The 18444-nt window shown below is 67.5% G+C and carries 15 protein-coding genes; 10 read left to right on the plus strand and 5 right to left on the minus strand.

The genetic code is table 11. The annotated features are described in order from the left end of the window. Positions 1-144: 144 nt before the first annotated feature. On the minus strand, positions 145-2349 hold the full coding sequence (locus tag ACZK2G_RS06705) for a TonB-dependent receptor (protein WP_478474999.1): 2205 nt from the start codon (positions 2347-2349) through the stop codon (positions 145-147). A 135-nt stretch (positions 2350-2484) separates the two neighbouring features. Here ACZK2G_RS06705 and ACZK2G_RS06710 point away from each other — a divergent pair, with 135 nt between their 5' ends. Both ACZK2G_RS06710 and ACZK2G_RS06715 read left to right on the plus strand, forming a co-directional pair. Continuing rightward, positions 2485-2898 carry a MerC domain-containing protein gene (locus ACZK2G_RS06710; protein WP_008264835.1) on the plus strand — a complete coding sequence of 138 codons (414 nt, stop codon included), beginning with the start codon at positions 2485-2487 and terminating at the stop codon, positions 2896-2898. 110 nt (positions 2899-3008) lie between these two features. Next, complete coding sequence (locus tag ACZK2G_RS06715; protein ID WP_004150462.1) at positions 3009-3188, plus strand: 30S ribosomal protein THX; 180 nt, start codon at positions 3009-3011, stop codon at positions 3186-3188. 112 nt (positions 3189-3300) lie between these two features. Here the strand turns inward: ACZK2G_RS06715 and ACZK2G_RS06720 are convergent, their stop codons facing one another. The 3 genes from ACZK2G_RS06720 to ACZK2G_RS06730 form a co-directional block, all read right to left on the minus strand. Beyond that, complete coding sequence (locus ACZK2G_RS06720) at positions 3301-4560, minus strand: alkaline phosphatase family protein (protein WP_426353950.1); 1260 nt, start codon at positions 4558-4560, stop codon at positions 3301-3303. 408 nt (positions 4561-4968) lie between these two features. Further along, positions 4969-5460, minus strand: a complete 492-nt coding sequence (locus ACZK2G_RS06725) for a methylated-DNA--[protein]-cysteine S-methyltransferase (protein ID WP_012510484.1) — start codon at positions 5458-5460, stop codon at positions 4969-4971. After that, entirely contained in the window at positions 5457-6935 is a 1479-nt protein-coding gene (locus ACZK2G_RS06730; protein ID WP_136640096.1) for a DNA-3-methyladenine glycosylase 2, read from the minus strand. The genes ACZK2G_RS06725 and ACZK2G_RS06730 overlap by 4 nt, the downstream gene beginning before the upstream one ends. Positions 6936-7283: 348 nt before the next feature. Between ACZK2G_RS06730 and ACZK2G_RS06735 the strand changes: the two genes are divergently transcribed. The 4 genes from ACZK2G_RS06735 (at position 7284) to ubiM (ending at position 10711) form a co-directional block, all read left to right on the plus strand. After that, complete coding sequence (locus tag ACZK2G_RS06735) at positions 7284-8447, plus strand: COG3904 family protein (protein WP_478475001.1); 1164 nt, start codon at positions 7284-7286, stop codon at positions 8445-8447. Between the two features lie 58 nt (positions 8448-8505). Beyond that, entirely contained in the window at positions 8506-9051 is a 546-nt protein-coding gene (locus ACZK2G_RS06740; RefSeq protein ID WP_046983173.1) for a DUF4019 domain-containing protein, read from the plus strand. Between the two features lie 11 nt (positions 9052-9062). After that, entirely contained in the window at positions 9063-9452 is a 390-nt protein-coding gene (locus ACZK2G_RS06745; RefSeq protein WP_032128357.1) for an MAPEG family protein, read from the plus strand. A gap of 80 nt (positions 9453-9532) precedes the next feature. Next, positions 9533-10711 (plus strand): 5-demethoxyubiquinol-8 5-hydroxylase UbiM, encoded by a 1179-nt coding sequence (gene ubiM / locus ACZK2G_RS06750; protein WP_046983171.1) that lies wholly within the window; start codon positions 9533-9535, stop codon positions 10709-10711. A gap of 11 nt (positions 10712-10722) precedes the next feature. On the opposite strand, the gene ACZK2G_RS06755 is transcribed toward ubiM, so the two are convergent. After that, positions 10723-10944 carry an RNA-binding S4 domain-containing protein gene (locus tag ACZK2G_RS06755; RefSeq protein WP_004150681.1) on the minus strand — a complete coding sequence of 74 codons (222 nt, stop codon included), beginning with the start codon at positions 10942-10944 and terminating at the stop codon, positions 10723-10725. Positions 10945-11209: 265 nt separating this feature from the next. Here ACZK2G_RS06755 and ACZK2G_RS06760 point away from each other — a divergent pair, with 265 nt between their 5' ends. From ACZK2G_RS06760 to ACZK2G_RS06775, 4 genes are all read left to right on the plus strand, one after another. Further along, entirely contained in the window at positions 11210-13147 is a 1938-nt protein-coding gene (locus tag ACZK2G_RS06760) for a DEAD/DEAH box helicase (protein ID WP_046983170.1), read from the plus strand. 227 nt (positions 13148-13374) lie between these two features. Then, a complete protein-coding gene (locus ACZK2G_RS06765) occupies positions 13375-15798 on the plus strand; it encodes a putative bifunctional diguanylate cyclase/phosphodiesterase (RefSeq protein ID WP_478475004.1) in 2424 nt (807 codons plus the stop codon). Positions 15799-15907: 109 nt separating this feature from the next. After that, entirely contained in the window at positions 15908-17572 is a 1665-nt protein-coding gene (locus ACZK2G_RS06770; RefSeq protein WP_478475005.1) for a sensor domain-containing diguanylate cyclase, read from the plus strand. A 34-nt stretch (positions 17573-17606) separates the two neighbouring features. Next, the gene (locus tag ACZK2G_RS06775) at positions 17607-18329 is read left to right on the plus strand and encodes a pseudouridine synthase (protein ID WP_012510490.1); all 723 of its coding nucleotides are present in this window, start codon (positions 17607-17609) and stop codon (positions 18327-18329) included. Positions 18330-18444: the final 115 nt, after the last annotated feature.

Raw genomic sequence — 18444 nt, forward strand, 5'->3', positions numbered from 1 at the left:
TCCGCTTGTTGTGGTACGCACATCTTTGTGACGGGTGCGTGATGGAGTCGGCCGAAACGAAAACGGGGGCCCGAAGGCCCCCGTGGGATGGCGTGGGGTCAGAGCCCTTTCCTTCGGAAAGGGATCCGACCCCGCCGTGCGCGATCAGAAGAACGCGCGGATGCCGAATGCGACGCCACGGCCCGGCAGCGGCGAGTAGTCGCGCAGCAGCGAGGTATGCGGGCGCACTTCGCGGTTGGTCAGGTTGCTGCCATCCAGGAACACCTCGTAGCTGTTGCTGGCGTTGCGATCCCAGCGGTAGGCCAGGTGCGCGTCGACCAGGGTGTAGCCGTCGCTCGGGGCTTCGTTCTGGGCGACATCCTTCTGGCGGCTGTAGCGCACCGCACCGACCGAGGCGCGCCAGCCGTCCTTCGACCAGCGCAGGTCGGCGCCGACGCGGGCCGGGGCGATGCGTGGCAGGTAGCCGGTGTTGGCCAGCTCCACCGAGTAGTTGTGGCTGTGGTCGCCATGCGGCACGGCAATGTCGAGGTTGCGGCTGCCGCTGCCATCCAGCTTGGCCTTCACGTAGTCGCCGAACAGGCGCAGATCCCAGTCACCGGCGCCACCCTCGAACAGGTGCACCAGCGCTTCGGCCTCGGCACCGCGGAACACCGCGTCCTGCTGGGTCCAGGCGCGAACCGGCAGCCCCTCGGTAACGCCGGTGTCGGCCAGGTAGATGAAGTCCTTGAACTTCGTCTGGTAGACCGAGGCGGAGAAGTCCAGGCGCTCGCTGTGGGTGTGGATGCCCAGTTCCACGCGCTGGCCGCGCTCGGTCTTCAGGTTGGCGTCGCCGATTTCCAGCGAGCGGGTGGCAATGTGCGCGCCGGCGGCATACAGCTCTTCGTTGGTCGGTGCACGCTCGGAGCTGTCCACGCCGATGCGCAGGTCAACGGCATCGTTGAGCTTCCAGATGCCGGCGGCAGACAGGTTGGTGGCGCCGAAGGTGCGGCGGCGATAGTCACCGGTCGGGTCCAGCTTGACCTGGTCGTGGCGGCCGCCCAGTTCCAGCTTGAACGGGCCGAACTGCTTTTCCTGCAGCACGAACAGGCCGATGTTCTTCGTGCCGGTATCCGGAACGAACGCCTCTTCGCCCTTGGCACCGAAATCACTGTTGCCGAACTGCAGGCCGAAGGCGCCGTCCCAGCCGCCGATCTGCTGCTGCACGGCTTCCAGGCGCGCCTCGATGCCGCGGTTGGTGAAGCGGGTGGACGGCGTGCCGGCCTCCAGCTCCACGTGCTCGTAGTCGGTGTAGGCCACGCGTGCATTGATGTTCTTCAGGAACGCGACCGGGTTGTAGATGCCGGCCTTGGTCTCGAAGCGGTTCTGCACCATGTCGATGCGCACGTCATGCTCGTCGCCGCCTTCCTCTTCATCGCCATGGTCGTGACCGTGGTCATGGCCATGATCATCACCATCGGCGTGCACGTGCGCGCCGTTGGGAATGCCGTAATTGGTGCGGTAGGTGCTGGCCGACGCACCGAAGTAGCCGCCTTCGCCCAGCCACGTTGCGCCGACGCCACCGGCGCGGGTACGGATCGAGCTGTTGTCGAGGCGGCCGCGACGCGGCTCTTCGCCTTCCTCGCCCGCGTGGTCATGGTCGTGATCGTGATGGTCTTCAAGGCTGTCGATCACTGCATAGCCGGGAATGCGGTAGTCGTCGCCATTGCGCACCAGGCCGTCCACATGCAGCACGACATTGCCGCTGACGCCATCGAGGCGGAACATGCCGCTGCGCTCGTTGTTCACCGAATTGCCGCGCAGTTCGGCGCGGCCGCTGAGCGGGCGCTCCGGCAGCTCGCGTGCGATGCGGCCATCCACCACATTGACCGCGCCACCGATGGCACCACTGCCGAACAGCAGCGTGGCCGGGCCCTTCAGCACTTCGATCTGGTCGGCCAGGAACGGCTCGATGCTGGTGGCATGGTCGGCGCTGACGGTGGAGGCATCCATGTTGCCCATGCCATTGGACAGCACGGCCACGCGCGGGCCTTCCTGGCCGCGGATGATCGGGCGGCCGACGCCAGGGCCGAAGAAGGTGCTCTGCACGCCGGGCAGCTTGGCTACGGTATCGCCGAGGGTGCCGGCCTTCTGCTCGTCCAGTCGTTCACCGGCCAGCACATCGACCGGGCGCGCCAGCGATTCGGCATCGCCCTGCAGCGGCGAGGCAGTCACCTGCACCGACGACAGTTCGGTCAGGTGGCGGTCACGATGCGAGGAGTCCTGGCCGGCTGCAAAAGCGGCGGACGGCAGCAGGGCGGCGAGGGCCAGGGCCAGGGAATGCGGCTTGAGCCGCGGGGTGTGGGCGGGCATGAAAGAGTCCTTTGTTACTGTATATCAATCGCTGGGCGCACGAATCCCGTCAGCGGGACAGGGGGAGGGAAACCGTGCGGGTCGGGAACAGATGTTATATTATTCCATAACGATTCGCCGACCCTGCTGGAAGTCATGTCCCTGTCCTCACGCCTGCGCCACCTGCTTGACCGTTTCGGCGCCACTGGTTCGATGCTGTGCGCGGTGCACTGCGCAGTGATCCCCGTGCTGCTGGCGGCGGCGCCGTCGCTGGGCCTGTCGTTCTGGCTGAGCGATGGGGTGGAACAGGCACTGGTGGTGTTCGTGACCCTGCTGGGGCTGTTCAGCCTGGTCTGGGGTTATCGCCGGCATGGCGCACTGCGTGCGCTGGGCTTCCTGATTCCCGGCCTGGTCGCGTTGTGGGCTGGCGTGCTGTACGACCCGCTGCACCACAACGCGGTGCCGCATGCGGTGGTGATGACCATCGGCGGCCTGCTGGTCGGTGTCGCGCATCTGGTCAACCTGCGCCTCAACCACGGCCACGTGCACGACGCCAGCTGCGCGCACTAGGCGCTCCGTGATAGGCTTTCTGATCGTGCGCGGGGGCGCCCAGCAAGGCGGCCCCGCCGAACCCGTGTCAGTACGGGGTAACCAGATTTCACATTTGAGGAGTTGAAGACATGGGTAAGGGTGACCGCAAGACCGCCAAGGGCAAGCGCTACAACGCCAGCTACGGCAACGCCCGTTCGCACACCGCGAGCAAGGTCGCCGTAGGCGCCGCCGCTCCGGTTGCCAAGAAGACCGTGGCCAAGGCTCCGGCGAAGAAGGCTGTGGCGAAGAAGGCCGTCGCCAAGGCCTGATCCGGCCGGTCGACTGCTTCGAAGAAAAACGCGACGCTTGGCGCCGCGTTTTTTTATGCCCGTCGTTCCGGTTGCTGCGTTCGCCGGGCCATGCCCGGCGGATGACGCTCGATCAGCGCAGCGTCTTCTTCAGCGTTTCCGCATTGCCGTCGTTCGGCGCCGTCGGTACCTGCAGCAGGTGGGCCAGCAGCGGGTAGACGTCGACATTGTCGAAGCCGTCGATCACCAGGCCCTGGCGGAACGACGGGCCGCTGGCCACGAACACTGCACGCATCGACGGCAGGGCATTGTCATAGCCGTGCGAGCCACGATCCTGATGGTCGCGCTTGGCGATCTTCTCCTGATGCAGGGCATCCCAGCCTTCATCCATCACGCAGACGATGGCCGGAATGCGCGGGTGAGTGCCGTAGTGCAGGCGCGCCGGCAGGTTCTCTTTCTTCCAGCACTCGTACCGGTCGTGACGACCGAGCAGGGCGCGCTCGGCGGCGGCTTCGTGACCGGCCAACGGCGCAAAACCCACCGACTGGCCCTGGCTGACATTGCGCGCGATGGCCGGGTCGACCATTGATTCGGTGGAGATCACCTGGCCGACCGGGACGCTGGCCATGCCATGGTCGGAGACCACGATGACGTTGGTGGTCGCGGCCAGGCCTCGTTGCAGCAGGCCGTCGAGTACCTGCCCGATGATCTGGTCGGCGCGCACGATGGCGTCGGCGTACTGCTTCGATTCGGGGCCGTGATTGTGGCCGGCCTTGTCCACGTGCTCCATGTACAGCGTGGTCAGGCGCGGTGCGTCGGCATCGGTCTGTGCAAGCCAGTCCAGCACGGTGCCCGCGCGTTGTTCCAGCGGTTCCTTGCCGTCGTACACGCGCCACTGGCTCGGGCGCACGCCACGGATTTCCGATTCGCTGCCCGGCCACGAGGTGGTGGCCGAACGTACGCCGGCGTTTTCGGCGCCGACCCAGATCGGTTCACCGCCCCACCAGCCGCTGGTGGTGACCGCCTCACGGTTGCTCAGCTCGAACCTGCCCAGCGTTGCATCGTCCATGCTGTTGTTGACGATGCCGTGGTGGTCCGGGCGCAGGCCGGTGACGATGGTGTAGTGGTTGGGGAAGGTCAGCGACGGATAGGACGGGGTCATCCAGCGAGCACGCACACCGCCATCGATCAGTCGCTGCAGGTTCGGGGTCAGGCCGCGGTCCAGCGCATCGGCGCGCAGGCCGTCGATGGAGATCAGCAGCAGCTTCGGCGGCACAGCCGCAGCGACGGAAGTGGAAGCGGAGGCGGAGGCGGAAGGGGCGGGCGCGGTGGTGGTGCAGGCGGCCAATGGCAGCAGCAGCGCCAGCGCGCAGGTCAGGCGTACGGAAGTCATCCGCCCATGATAAGCCGGTGCAATGACGCGCCCAAGACACGGCGCGCTATCGCGCGCCGTGTCCGCGCATTTTTCCTTGTCCCCGCGCCTGTCTGCGCGCCGTCCTCAACAAGAAGGGGCTTTTCCTCAGACATGTTCCTGATGCTTCCATCCACGCATGGCGTGGATCTGTCGTGTCGACCAAGGTCGACACCTACCCACAGCCGCGGGAATCTGTCGAAGGTGGGGCGGTATGGGGAGGCAGGACCGTTGGCGCCATGGATGGCGCCATCGAGCCCCCATGGACGGGTTTACGGCGTGTCCTGCCCACCCATACCGCCCCGCCCAACGCGTAGAAAATCGGAGCTGTATTGGCTATTGACCTTGCCCTTGCCTCTGCGGGTGCCGGGCGCAGCCCTGCCAGCCCTCTCAGGCGAACAGTGGAGCCTGGCGTTGTTCCAGTCGCAGCAGTGCGGCCTTGGTTTCCAGTCCGCCACCGAAGCCGGTCAGCGCGCCGTTGCTGCCTATCACACGATGGCAGGGCAGGATGATCGGCAGCGGGTTGCGTCCATTGGCGGCGCCGACGGCACGGGTCGCGCTGGGCTGCCCCAGATGCTGCGCCAACTGCAGGTAGCTCCAGGTCTGGCCGAACGGGATCAGCGCCAGCGCCTGCCACACGCGCAGCTGGAACGGCGTACCGCGTGGCGCCAGTTCAAGGTCGAAGCTGCTGCGTTCGCCGTGCAGGAACTGCAGCAGCTGCTCGCGTGCTTCCGGTAGCGCATCCGGCGCGTAGTGCCAGTCGTCGCGGCCGCGTGCCGGGTGACGGTTTTCCGGGAACAGCACGTGCGACAGACCACGCTCGTCACCGGCGATGGTCAGCACGCCGATCGGGCTGTCGAAACGGTCGAACAACAGGGTCATGTCGGTTCTCCAACGAATGTGCCGGACAGGTGCCAAAGATGCAGCACGGCATAGGCGCGCCAAGGGCGCCACGGTTGCGAGCGTGCTTCGGTGGCACGTTCGCTCAGGCGCTGGCCCTGCGCATGGCCGAGCACCTGCTGCAGTACGAGGTCGCCGGCGGGGAAGGCATCGGGCTGGCCGAGCCCGCGCAGGGCGATGTACTGCGCAGTCCACGGTCCGATGCCAGGCAGTGCCACACAGCGGGAAACGAACTCTTCCAGCGCCTGGCCCGGGCCGAAGTCGAGCGCGCCACTGGCACAGGCGGCGGCAAGCGCACGTACGGTGGCGGCGCGGCTGCGTGGCAGGCCGATCGATTCCAGCGGCGCTTCGGCCAGAAGCTCGGGGGCCGGGAACTGGCGATCGAATTCCGGCGGCATGCCCGGCAGGTGCGCGCCATAGGCATCCACCAGCCGCCGCGCGAAGGTAGTGGCCGCAGCCACGCTGACCTGTTGGCCGAGCACTGCGCGCACGCCTACTTCGAAACCATCCCAGCCGCCGGGCACGCGCAGCCCGGGGCGTTCGGCAATGCCGCGCGCCAGCAGCGGCTCTTCGCCGAGCGCGGTGTGTACCTGCTGCAGGTCGGCGTCCAGATCGAACACGCGACGTACGCGGCGCACGATGTCCGGGATCAGTCGCGGATCGACCGCGCCCAGCTGCAGCCGCAGTTCCGGGCGTTTCGGGTCGGCGGTGACGCGCAGCAGGGTGGGGCGCTCCGGTGTGCCGAGCACGCGCTGGTAGTTGTCTTCGCCGATCAGCTCGATGCCGGGCAGGCTGCGCTTGCGCAGGAAAGCCAGCATGCGCGGGAAATCCAGTGGTGGCCGGTATGCCAGACGCAGCACCAGGCAGCCATCGTCGGTGGCCAGCGGCTGGTGCTGGCGACGCAGTGCGGTCGGCGCCATGCCGCAGCCTTGCAGGAACGCGGTATTGAAACGGCGCAGGCTGTTGTAGCCGGCGGCCAGTGCGACATCGGTCACCGGAAGCGTGGTTTCGGTCAGCAGCTGCTTGGCCAGCAGCAGTCGATGGGTGGCGTGGATCTGCCCTGGCGTTGCGCCCAGATGTTCGACGAACAGGCGCTGCAGCTGGCGCGCGCTGAGTCCGATCTTCTCTGCGAGGTCGGCTACTGGCTGCTCCTGCAGAAAGCCGCCATGGATCAGGGCCAGTGCGCGCTGCACGGTCTGCCCGGCCAATGCCTGCTGCGCCTGCGGTGCCAGCTCGGGGCGACAGCGCAGGCACGGGCGGTAACCGGCTGCCGCAGCAGCGGCCGCCGTCGGGTAGTAGGTGATGTTGCGCGGCTTCGGTGGCGGTGCCGGGCACACAGGGCGGCAATAGATGCCGGTGCTGCGCACGGCGGTAAAGAACACGCCGTCGAAGCGTGCGTCGCGGGCCAGGCGGGCGCGGTCGCAGGCGGCGGTGTCGAGGGCGAGGGCGGTGTCCATGGCGCCAGTCTAGGCGCGTGCGGGCGGGGATACTCGCCGGATTCGGACATGGATGCTGGAGGGGGTTCTGGCAGGGCCGCGCCCTGCACCCGTCGAGGCCTGAGCAACAGCAACAGCGGACTTCCGGGAGGGCGGGGTGGGTCCGGTTGCAGGGGGCGCTGCAAGACCCACCCCGCCTTCGACAGGTTCCTGCGACCTGTCGGGACGGCGTTCTGCACTGCTGTTGGTGGGTGTCGACCTTGGTCGACACGCTTTCCCAAGGGTCAGAAGGGGTTCAGTGCCACGCGCTGAATGCGCGTCGTGGACGGGTAGACTGTGGCTCTTGTTTACATGAAGACCGGTTGCCCGATGTCCGCCAAATTCCGCTGGTTGCCCCTGTTGTGCCTGGCCCTGGCGGGCTGCAGTCAGTTGGAGAATCCGGGCAATGTGACCGCTGCCGACAAGGCGGCGCGGGCGCCGGCCAGTGATGGCGAGAACATGGTGTCGATCAATGCCGCCGATGCACCGCCGCCGCCGGCACCGCCGCGCAGCCAGGCGGATCGGCCGTGGCCGCAGGCGCAGCTGGAGAATGGCCGCGCCTGGGTCAGCTGCAGCACCGAGTATGCCGGCGATGCCGGCGACGGCACCGAGCTGGAAGGGCTGCAACGCGACCAGATCAGTCAGGCGCTGGCGCCGTGCGCCGAGCGAGGCCTGTTACGCGTGCGCTACGCCGGCAAGATCAATCCCGGCTTTGCCGAGATGATGTGGCGTTTGGCCGTGGTCGCCGACGAACAGAAGATCCACAAGCGCATCCTTGACCTGGACTCCAGTGGTGGCCAGGTGGAATCGGCGATCGTCGCCGGCGACAGCATCGGTGAATCGGGCTGGACCATCTGGGTGCGCGAAGGCTCGATCTGCCACAGCGCCTGCGTGTTCGTGCTGGCCGCCGGTGACAACCGCCTGCTGTCAGGCAAGGTCGGCATCCACCGCATGATGCGCATCAGTTCCAGGGCCACCTCGCGCGCTGAGCTCAACCGCGAGCTGCACGAGGTCTACGACAACGTGAAGGATTACCTGCAGCGCAACGGCGTGGCGGTAGGCGTGGCCGACCTGATGATGACGGTGCCCAATCGCAGCCTGCGCCTGCTGACGCCGGACGAACTGCGCCAGTACGGCCTGGACGGCACCAACGCGGTGCAGGACGACCTGGAGCGGATCAAGCAGATGCGTGCCTGTGGTGACGACTTCGTGCAGCGCAAGGACGCGTTCCTGATCGCCTTCGACCAGCAGTGCAAGCACGAAGGCGCCGACATGGAATCGATCAACAGCTGCGGCCAGGCGTTGAAGCAGCGCTTCGGATTCCCCGATGCGGTGTGCCCGGAAGAAAGCCCACTGTCGGAGATCGATGTAGCAACGCTGCCGCCCACGCCTTCGGAGCCACCGCCGGTGGCCGAACAGGCACCGGTGAACACTACCGCGCCCGCTGCACAGGCCGATGCAGCAGTGGTGGAAGGCAGCGCCCCGGCACGCTGACGGCGTAGTCACTGCGCTGGCGTAGACTGCGGTTCTTTCCCGAGAACCGGCGGTGTCCATGAAGCGCGTGCTCCTGCTGCTGTCCTTGCTGCCCCTGACTGCATTGGCGCAGGCGCCTGCGCCCGCCACGCCTGCACCGGCGCCCGCCCGCCCGGCACCTGCTTCGCCAGCAGCAGCAAAACCGGCCACGGCCGGCGCACCGGCGCTGACCGCCGCGCAGCAGGCGCAGGTACAGAAACAGGACGCGGAAATGGGCGCGGCCGCAGTGAAGGCGGCGCAGCTGGTCGATGCCAACCGCGCCGGCGAATTGTGGGATGGCGCTTCGGCCGTCGCACGCCGTGCTGTACCGAAGGCGGCCTTCGTCAGCCAGTTGGCCAGCGAGCGTGCGCGGCTGGGCGCCCTGGCTGGCCGCGGCCAGCCGACCATCACCCGGGTCAAGTACAACGCCGGTGCGGCGGTACCCGAAGGCCTGTACATCAACGTCAGCTTCCCGACCCGTTTCGCCAACAGCGCACAACCAGTACGCGAACTGGTGTCGTTCCGTTTCGACGAGGACCATGTGTGGCGCCTGGCCGGTTACAGCCTGCGTGCGTCGGCACCCTGAGGAGATGAACGATGGCAACTGAACTGACGATGCTGGCCTGGTCGGTGCTGCTGGGCTTCGTCTACATCTTCGCCACCTCCACCGTAGTCACCCGCGAGCGCGGGATGAAGTGGAATGCCTCGGCGCGTGATGGCGAAGCCAGGCCACTCAGCCCGCTGGCCGGTCGCCTGCAGCGGGCCCAGGCCAACTTCCTGGAGACCTTCCCGTTCTTCGCCGCTGCTGCGATCGCGGTGGTGGTGGCCGGGCGCGGCAACGACACCACCGCATTGGCGGCGCAGGCCTACTTCTGGGCACGGGTGGTCTACCTGCCGCTGTATGCCGCAGGCGTGCCCTACGTGCGCAGCCTGGTCTGGGCGGTATCGCTGCTGTCGATCCTGGCGCTGGTGTTCGCGCTGCTGTGATCGTGGCCTGATCCAGATCAAGGCCGCTCAGGTCCGCAGCGCTATGCTGGCGGCGACTGAATCAACGGCAGGAGGCGCGCATGCGCAGGATGGACGTGGTGGTGGTCGGCGCCGGACCGGCGGGTCTGTGCTTCGCGCGCGCGCTGGCCGGCAGTGGCCTGCAGGTCGGCATGGTCGAAGTACAGCCGCGCCAGGCGCTGGCCGAGGCTGCCTTCGATGGCCGTGAGATCGCGTTGACCCATGCCTCGCGGCAGAGCATGGAACAGCTGGGCCTGTGGCAGCGACTGCCGGACGCCGAAGTCGCCGAATTACGCGATGCCAAGGTGATGAACGGCAGTTCGCCGTTTGCGTTGACCTTTGCCAGCAGCCAGGTCGATGGCCAGCCGTTGGGCTGGCTGGTGCCCAACCATCTGATCCGCCGCGCTGCATGGGATGCCGTGCAGGACCAGGACGGACTGGAACTGTTTGACGGGCGCAAGGTGCAGAGCGTGCAGGCCGATGCGCAGGGCCATGTGGTCACGCTGGATGACGGCAGCACGCTGCACGCGCGCCTGCTGGTGGCCGCCGACAGCCGCTTCTCGGCAACCCGCCGCATGCTAGGCATCGGCGCGCAGATGCGCGACTTCGGCAAGTCGATGCTGGTGTGCCGCATGCAGGTCGAGCGTGATCATCACCACGCTGCATGGGAGTGGTTCGGCTACGGCCGCACGATGGCGCTGCTGCCGCTCAACGAAGGCCAGGCATCGGCGGTGATCACGCTGCCGCCGCGGCAGATCGAGGAGCTGCTGGCGATGGATGAGGTGGCCTTCGGAGACGCCATCAGTGACTGCTTCGAGCACCGCCTGGGCCGGATGCAGCCGGTGGCCACACCGCAGGCGTATCCGCTGGTCGGCGTCTATGCGCACCGTTTTGTCGGCGAGCGTTCGGCGCTGATCGGCGATGCTGCGGTGGGCATGCATCCGGTCACCGCACATGGCTTCAATCTGGGCCTGGCCAGCGCGCAGCGGCTGGCACAGGGCATCGTCGAACAGCAGCGTCGCGGTGCCGACATCGCCGCCGCCGGCATGCTGGCCAGCTACCAGCGCGGTCATCGGCTGGCATCGAGGCCGCTGTACGAGGCCACCAACGCGATCACCAGCCTGTATACCGACGATCGCCGCCCGGCGCGGCTGCTGCGCGCGGCCGGCCTGCGTCTGGCGCAGGGCGTTGCGCCGTTCAGGCAGCTGATCGCCTCGCACCTGACCCAGCGCGTGGCCTGAACGGATTCAGATCAGCCGGCGGCCAGCACGCGGATCTGGCTGTCGGCGAATTCAACCACCTGGCCTGCGCGGATCTTGCAGGCCTTGCGCAGTTCGACCTCGCCGTCGACCAGCACCTGGCCGTCGCTGATGACCATCTTGGCCTCGCCGCCGCTGGTGACCAGGTCGGCCAGCTTGAGCAGCTGCTTGAGCTCGACGTAGTCGCCGTCGAGGTCGAATTCGAGAATCTGCATGGAACGGGTTTCCTGGGAAGGGGCGCCGGATTCTGGCCGGGCCGGGAGAGGGCGCGTATTGTGCGCCAGCACAGGGCATGACGGCACACGCACGGCAACCTGTATGCATGGTTCAGGATCAATGCGGTATGATTCCGCTCTGAGCGAGTGAAATCTCCTCCAACCGAGCAGCGCCAGGGCACGCGATAAGAAGGGCGCCCAAAGCGCGGACCATCACCTTTTTTATCGCACTGCCAGGAAGACGGCAGTGTCTTCGGAGTTCCCCATGTCCCAAGAATCCCAAGCGCAGCTGCAGTTCGCGCAGCTCGGCCTGTCCGAGTCTGTCATGCAGGCGGTCACCGCCATCGGCTACGAAACCCCGTCGCCGATCCAGGCTGCCACCATCCCGGCGATGCTGGAAGGCCGTGACGTGCTGGGCCAGGCCCAGACCGGCACCGGCAAGACCGCCGCCTTTGCGCTGCCGGTACTGTCCAACATCGACCTGCAGCAGATCAAGCCGCAGGCGCTGGTGCTGGCCCCGACCCGCGAGCTGGCCATCCAGGTCGCCGAGGCGTTCCAGTCCTATTCCTCGAAGATCCCCGGCTTCCGCGTGCTGCCGGTGTACGGCGGCCAGCCGTACGGCCAGCAGCTGTCGGCGCTGCGTCGCGGCGTGCACATCGTGGTCGGTACCCCCGGCCGCGTCATCGATCACCTGGATCGCAGCACGCTGGACCTGTCCGAGCTGAAGACGCTGGTGCTGGACGAAGCCGACGAAATGCTGCGCATGGGCTTCATCGACGACGTCGAAGCCGTGCTGAAGAAGCTGCCGGCCAAGCGCCAGGTGGCGCTGTTCTCGGCCACCATGCCGCCGCAGATCCGCCGCATCGCGCAGACCTACCTGCAGGATCCGGTGGAAGTGACCATCGCGGCCAAGACCACCACCTCGGCCAACATCCGCCAGCGCTACTGGTGGGTGAGCGGCATGCACAAGCTGGACGCGCTGACCCGCATCCTGGAAGTCGAGCCGTTCGACGCGATGATCATCTTCGCGCGCACCAAGGCCGGCACCGAGGAACTGGCCAGCAAGCTGCAGGCCCGTGGCCTGGCCGCTGCCGCCATCAACGGCGACATGCAGCAGGCGCAGCGTGAGCGCACCATCGCCATGCTGAAGGAAGGCAAGCTGGACATCCTGGTCGCCACCGACGTGGCGGCCCGCGGCCTGGACGTGGAACGCATCAGCCATGTGCTGAACTACGACATCCCGTACGACACCGAAAGCTACGTGCACCGCATCGGCCGTACCGGCCGTGCCGGCCGCAGCGGCGAGGCGATCCTGTTCGCCACCCCGCGCGAGAAGGGCATGCTGCGCCAGATCGAGCGCGCTACCCGCCAGCCGATCGAAGAAATGCAGCTGCCGAGCGTGGAAGCGGTCAACGACAACCGCATCAACAAGTTCACCTCACGCATCACCGAGACCCTCGGCCAGGGCGGCCTGGACTTCTACCGCCAGCTGCTGGAACGCTTCGAGACCGAGCAGAACGTGCCGGCCATCGAAGTGGCTGCTGCACTGGCGAAGATGATGCAGGGCGATACCCCGTTCCTGCTGCAGCCGCCGGTGCGTGCACCGCGCGAAGAGCGTGCGCCGCGTGAGCGTTTCGAGCGCAGCGAGCGCCCGGAACGTGGCGACCGCAACGAACGTGGCCCGCGCTTCGAGCGTGGCCCGCGTCGTGACGATGCCGAGGGCGGCTTCGAGCAGCGCCCGCGCCGTGACGTGCCGCCGCGCGGTGCACCGGAGCAGGGCATGGAAACCTACCGCATTTCGGTCGGTCACCAGCATGGCGTGAAGCCGGCCAACATCGTCGGCGCCATCGCCAACGAAGCTGGCCTGGAGAGCCGTTTCATCGGCCGCATCGACATTCACGACGACTTCTCGCTGCTGGACCTGCCGGCGCAGATGCCGTCGGACGTGCTGACCCACCTGCAGAAGGTGTGGGTCTCCGGCCAGCAGCTGCAGATGCGTCCGCTGGCGGCCGGTGAAGAGATCAATCCGGCGCCGCGTCCGTTCAAGCCGCGCTTCGACAAGCGTGGTCCGGGCGGCCCGGGCGGCCCGGGTGGTCCGCGCCGCAGTGGCCCGGGTGGCCATGGTGGCGACCGCGGTGGTGACCGCGACAGCCGCCCGCCGCGCCGTGACGGCTTCAAGCCGCGCGGCCCGCGCAGCTACTAAGCCACACCTGCGGTCCTGAACAACGCCAGCCTCCGGGCTGGCGTTGTCCGTTGTGGGCCCGGAAAAGGGGACGGAGGGGATTAAGTCGCTTATGCCCGGCAGTGCGCTTATGCCGAAAACGACTTAATCCCCTCCGTCCCCTTTTCGCATGGCAAACACATTGGCGGTCATAGGCTGGCTCGGTTCCAAGGGAGGTTGTCACCGCAGCACATTCGGGGGGATCCGGGATGGGTAGGAGTGGCACGGACCAACATAGCCGGCGGGTGCCGATGACCCGTGGGCTGGGACTGCGATTTGCGTTGCTGACGGGCATGGCGATCGGATTGGTCGCCTTGTCCGCCCTTATCCAGGAGCTGCAGGCGGCGTCCACGGCCTGGATTGCCGGGCAGGGCTACTGGTCACGGGGGCAGCAGGATGCGACTGCAGCGTTGAGCCGTTATCTGGCGCGTGGCCATGCCCAGGATCTGAACGACGCGCGGCAGGCGCTGCAGGTGCCCCTGGGCGATCTGCAGGCAAGGCTGGCGCTTGAACAGGCCGAGCCCGATGAGTCTCGGGCGCGGCAGGGCTTCCTGCAGGGCGGCAATGCCCGCGCCGATATTCCGCGGTTGGTGTTCTCGTTCCGCTATGCGCGGGACCTGGGTGCGTTCCGCGAAGCGACCGCGCTGTGGCGGCAGACCGATGGCGACCTGATGGCGGTGCAGGGCCTGGTGGCGGAGCTGCAGCGGCGGCACGGCGGAGGCAGCTTGCCATTGACCGATCGTGATCGCTACCTGGAGCAGCTGCGGGATCTTGATCGACGCTTGCAGGTACAGGCGCAGGCGTTCTCGCAGGCGCTGCTGCGGATGGCCACGATGGTGCGGGTGGCGACGCTGATGGTCGGCGGCCTGTCGGTACTGGCGATCAGCCTGATGGCGGTGGCCCTGGCGCGTCGCGTCGGCAAGGACCTGACCGAGCATGAGAGCCGCTTCCGTGCCGCGTTCTACCAGGCCAACGTCGGCATGCTCAAGCTCGACACCGATGGCAAGGTGATGGAAGCCAACCAGGCGATGGCCGATATCCTGGACTATCGCCGTGACGTGCTGCTGCAGATGTCACTGGGTGACCTGCTGATGGAAGGCGAACTGGTCATCGATGGCGTGGGCCGCATCGACTGGGACCGGCAGCTGCGACCGAGCGAGCTGCGCTTCTGCCGCCGCGATGGCAGCCTGGTCTGGGGGCGCTGGAGTGGTACCGGCGTGCGCAGTGCCGGGGGTGGGCTGTCGGTGTTTGCGATCATCGAGGACGTCAGCCAGAACCATGCACTGGCGCGCGAGATCGAGCATCACGCCAGCCACGATCCGTTGACCGGCCTGATCAATCGTCGAGAGATCGAGCGGCTGCTGGAACGCTCGCTGCTGCAGGTGCGCAGCGAGGGCGGCACGCATTCGCTGTGCTACATCAACCTGGATCACTTCAAGCTGGTCAACGACAGCTTCGGCCATGCTGCCGGTGACCAGATGCTGCGCAGTTTCGCCGACTACCTGGTGGCCGCAGTGCGTGATGGCGACTGGGTGGGCCGGCTCGGTGCAGATGAATTTGCGGTGTTCCTCGCCCATGCCGGGCAGGACGAGGCCAAGCGGGTACTGCAACGGGTGATCCGCAACCTGGGCCAGGCCACGTTCCCGATCAGCGAGGGCAGCCCGCAGTTGAGCTGCAGCATCGGCGTGGTCGAGGTCAGTGCCGAGGCGCCGGACGCGAACTGGTTGATGAGCGCCGCCGACAGCGCCTGCTATGCGGCCAAGCAGGCCGGGCGCAACCGTGTGCACTGCTTCAACGAGAACCGCATGGCGCTGGAGGAGCGGCGCCAGGAAGCCGAGCGCCTGCAGGGCGTCAGCCTGGCGATGGCCGAGAACCGCATGCTGTTGTATGCACAGCGCATCGCCCGGGTGGGGGATCCGTCCTACCTGCACTACGAAGTGCTGGTGCGCATGCGCGGTAGCGATGGCAGCCTGCACCTGCCCGGCCAGTTCATGCCGGCCGTGGAGCGTTATGGCATGGCCGTGGCGCTGGACCGGCACGTGCTGGGGCTGCTGTTCCGCCACCTGCAGGTCTGCCCGGCACACGTGCGCCAGCTGGGGCTGTGCAACGTCAATGTGTCCGCGCAGTCGATCGCCGAGCCCGGCTTCCTGGCCTTCGTCTGCGATCTGCTCGAGCGCAACCGCGCGCTGGCCTCGAAGCTGTGTTTCGAGATCACCGAGACCGCGGCGATCAGCAACCTCAGCCAGGCCCGCGCTTTCATCGATGCGGTGAAGGCACGCGGCTGCCGGATGGCATTGGACGATTTCGGCTCCGGCCTGTCCTCGTTCGGCTACCTGCGCCAGTTGCCGGCCGACATCCTCAAGATCGACGGTGCATTCGTGCGTGACATGGATACCGACCCGATCAGCCACGCCACCGTGCGTGCGATCAGCGAGCTAGGGCGTGAACTGCAGATGGAGGTGGTGGCCGAATGGGTGGAGACCGCCGAGGTGGCCGCCGCGCTGACCCGGCTCGGCGTGCAGGGGTTGCAAGGGTATGCGATCGAGCGACCGCAGCCGCTGGAACGGATGACCCTCAGTGACCTGAGGCCGGTGCGCCTGGTGGCGGTGAAGGGGCCTCCGGCAGCTGGCTGAACGGCCGGTGGCGACTTTGGTCTACACATGCGCTGCGCGCCCGGCTGCGATAATGCGCGCCAGGGGCGACGCGCAGTGGGCGCGGACGTAAGCAGGAACAGGATGTGGCGTGGGCGTCAGGCAGTGGCGGTACGAAACAGGGACGCTGCTGGTCGTCCTGCTGATGGGAGTGCTGTTTCCCGATCCGGCGCGCGCGCGCATGGCCGAGGCCGGCCGGGATTTCCTGCTGGTTGGCGCACCTACGGATGAACCGACGCCGCATCGTGGCTGCACGCCCGCGATGCTGGCCGGGCCACGCGAGCAGGTAGAGGTACCGGCGCCACCCGGGGGCTGGTCGGGGCAACCCCAGGCCCTGGATGTGTTCAACGTGTTCGCTGGCGAAGTCCGCGTACAGCATGGCGACCGCGAGATCTGCGGCAACATGCACGATGCACGCACCCGTGATTCACGCTTCCGTGCCGGCATCGGCCTGGTGGCGGTGCCGGCAGCTGGCAGCCATGAGCCGTTCCTGGTGTCGTGGCAGGCGCCGCTGAAAGCGCGCTGGGTGCCGACCTTGCGGCTGGGTGCGCCCAGTCCGGTCCAGCAGAACGATACCGCCCGCCTGCTGGTGCGCGCGGCCTGCATCGCGGTGGCGATCGCGCTGGCGCTGTCGGCATTGATGGCCTACCTGACCACCCGTGACCGCAGCTTCCTGGTCTACATCGGCGCGACGTTCGTGGTGGTGGTGTGGCAGGCGATTCTTGGCGGCTTGAGCGGCTACCCCGAACCCTGGCTGCCGGTGGGGGAGCGTGGCGCATGGTGGCTGCTGGCGCTGACCGCTGCGACCCAGGCGCTGGTACTGCCCGCTCTGTGGCGCCTCAACGGCGGGGACCGCCTGCTGCCACGCTCACGGCCGGCACAGCAGGGCGTGCTGTGGGGCCTGATGGGATTGGCCGCGCTGGTACCGTGGCTGCGCTGGGAAACCCTGGCGCTGGTCGCGCAGGGCCTGCAGCTGAGCTTCATCCTCGGTTGCCTGCTGTCACTGGCCGCCGGCATGCGGGCGTGGTTGCGTGGTGACTGCTGGGCGCTGGCAGGCCTGGCGGCGCTGGTGCCGCTGCTGGTGATGATCGCCGCCGATGCCAGCAGTGCGGAGTGGCTGCTGGAGTACCGGGTGGAAGCACTGCAACTGTCGGTGACCTGGCTGCTGATGATGGCGGCCTATGCCCTGAACCAGCGGCTGGGGCGGCTGCGCCAGCAGCGTGATGAGCTGCGCCAGCTGGCCGAGACCGACGGCCTGACCGGATTGCCCAACCGCCGCGCCGGCCTGCAGCAGCTGGCCCGGCACCTGGAGCGGGTCGATCGTGAGCGTGGCCCGCTGGTGATCGGCTTCCTGGACATCGATCTGTTCAAGGACATCAACGACCGCCACGGCCATGCGGTGGGGGACCAGGTGCTGGTGGCGGTGGCGCGCGCGCTGCGGACTGCGGTGCGCAGCGAGGATGAGGTGGTGCGGATGGGCGGCGAGGAATTCCTGCTGCTGATGCCGGGCATGCCGCGCGAAGCGGCGTCGGCGCGGCTGGATCGGCTGCGCCAGCGCATCATCGAGGCTGGCCAGGCATTGCAGGTCCCTGGGCTGGAGGTCACGGCCAGCATCGGCCTGGCACAGTGGCGTCCGGGCGAGGATGACCTGGCCGCGCTGCTGCGCCGGGCCGACCATGCCATGTACGTGGCCAAGCGGGCGGGCCGCAACCGCGTCTTCGACGGCGAAGAACTCGATCCACCCGTGCCGGAATGAAGCGCAGCGGGCGGCGATGCCGGATAATGGGCCGATGACCACCCGACTCAACAAACATATCGCCGACACCGGCTTCTGCTCCCGCCGCGAGGCCGATCGCCTGATCGCCGCCCGCCGGGTCACCGTCAACGGCCACCCGGCCGGTACCGGCGCGGTGGTGGGCGAGGAAGACCAGGTGCTGGTCGACGGCCAGCCGCTGCGCGCGCGCGTTGCACGCAAACCCGGTACCCGCCGCCACGTCTACATCGCGCTGAACAAGCCGGTGGGCGTGACATGCACCACCGAAACCTCGGTCAAGGGCAACATCGTCGACTTCGTTGGCCATGAACAGCGCATCTTCCCGATCGGCCGTCTCGACAAGGAGTCTGAAGGGCTGATCCTGATGACCAGCAACGGTGACATCGTCAATCAGATCCTGCGTGCCGAGAACGGCCATCAGAAGGAATACCTGGTGGCGGTGAACAAGCCGGTCACCGACGAATTCCTGCGTGGCATGGCCCGCGGCGTGCGCATCCACGACCAGATGACGCTGCCGTGCAAGACCTCGCGCATCGCCAAGTTCGGTTTCCGCATCACCCTGCAGCAGGGCCTGAACCGGCAGATCCGCCTGATGGCTGCCGAGTTCGGCTATCGCGTGACCCAGCTGCGCCGCGTGCGCATCGACAACATCAAGATCGGCGCGCTGAAGCCGGGCCAGTGGCGCAACCTGACCGAGCAGGAACTCCAGGGCCTGCTGCCGAAGCAGCTGGACTGGTAACGCGAGGTAGTGCCGGCCGCTGGCCGGCTGCACCAGGCATCGGATGAGCGCGGGATGCCGGCCAGCGGCCGGCACTACCCGTTGCGCGGATTGCGGACCGGCATCGGCTAGACTC

The organism is Stenotrophomonas sp. 107298_Sma, assembly GCF_056480345.1.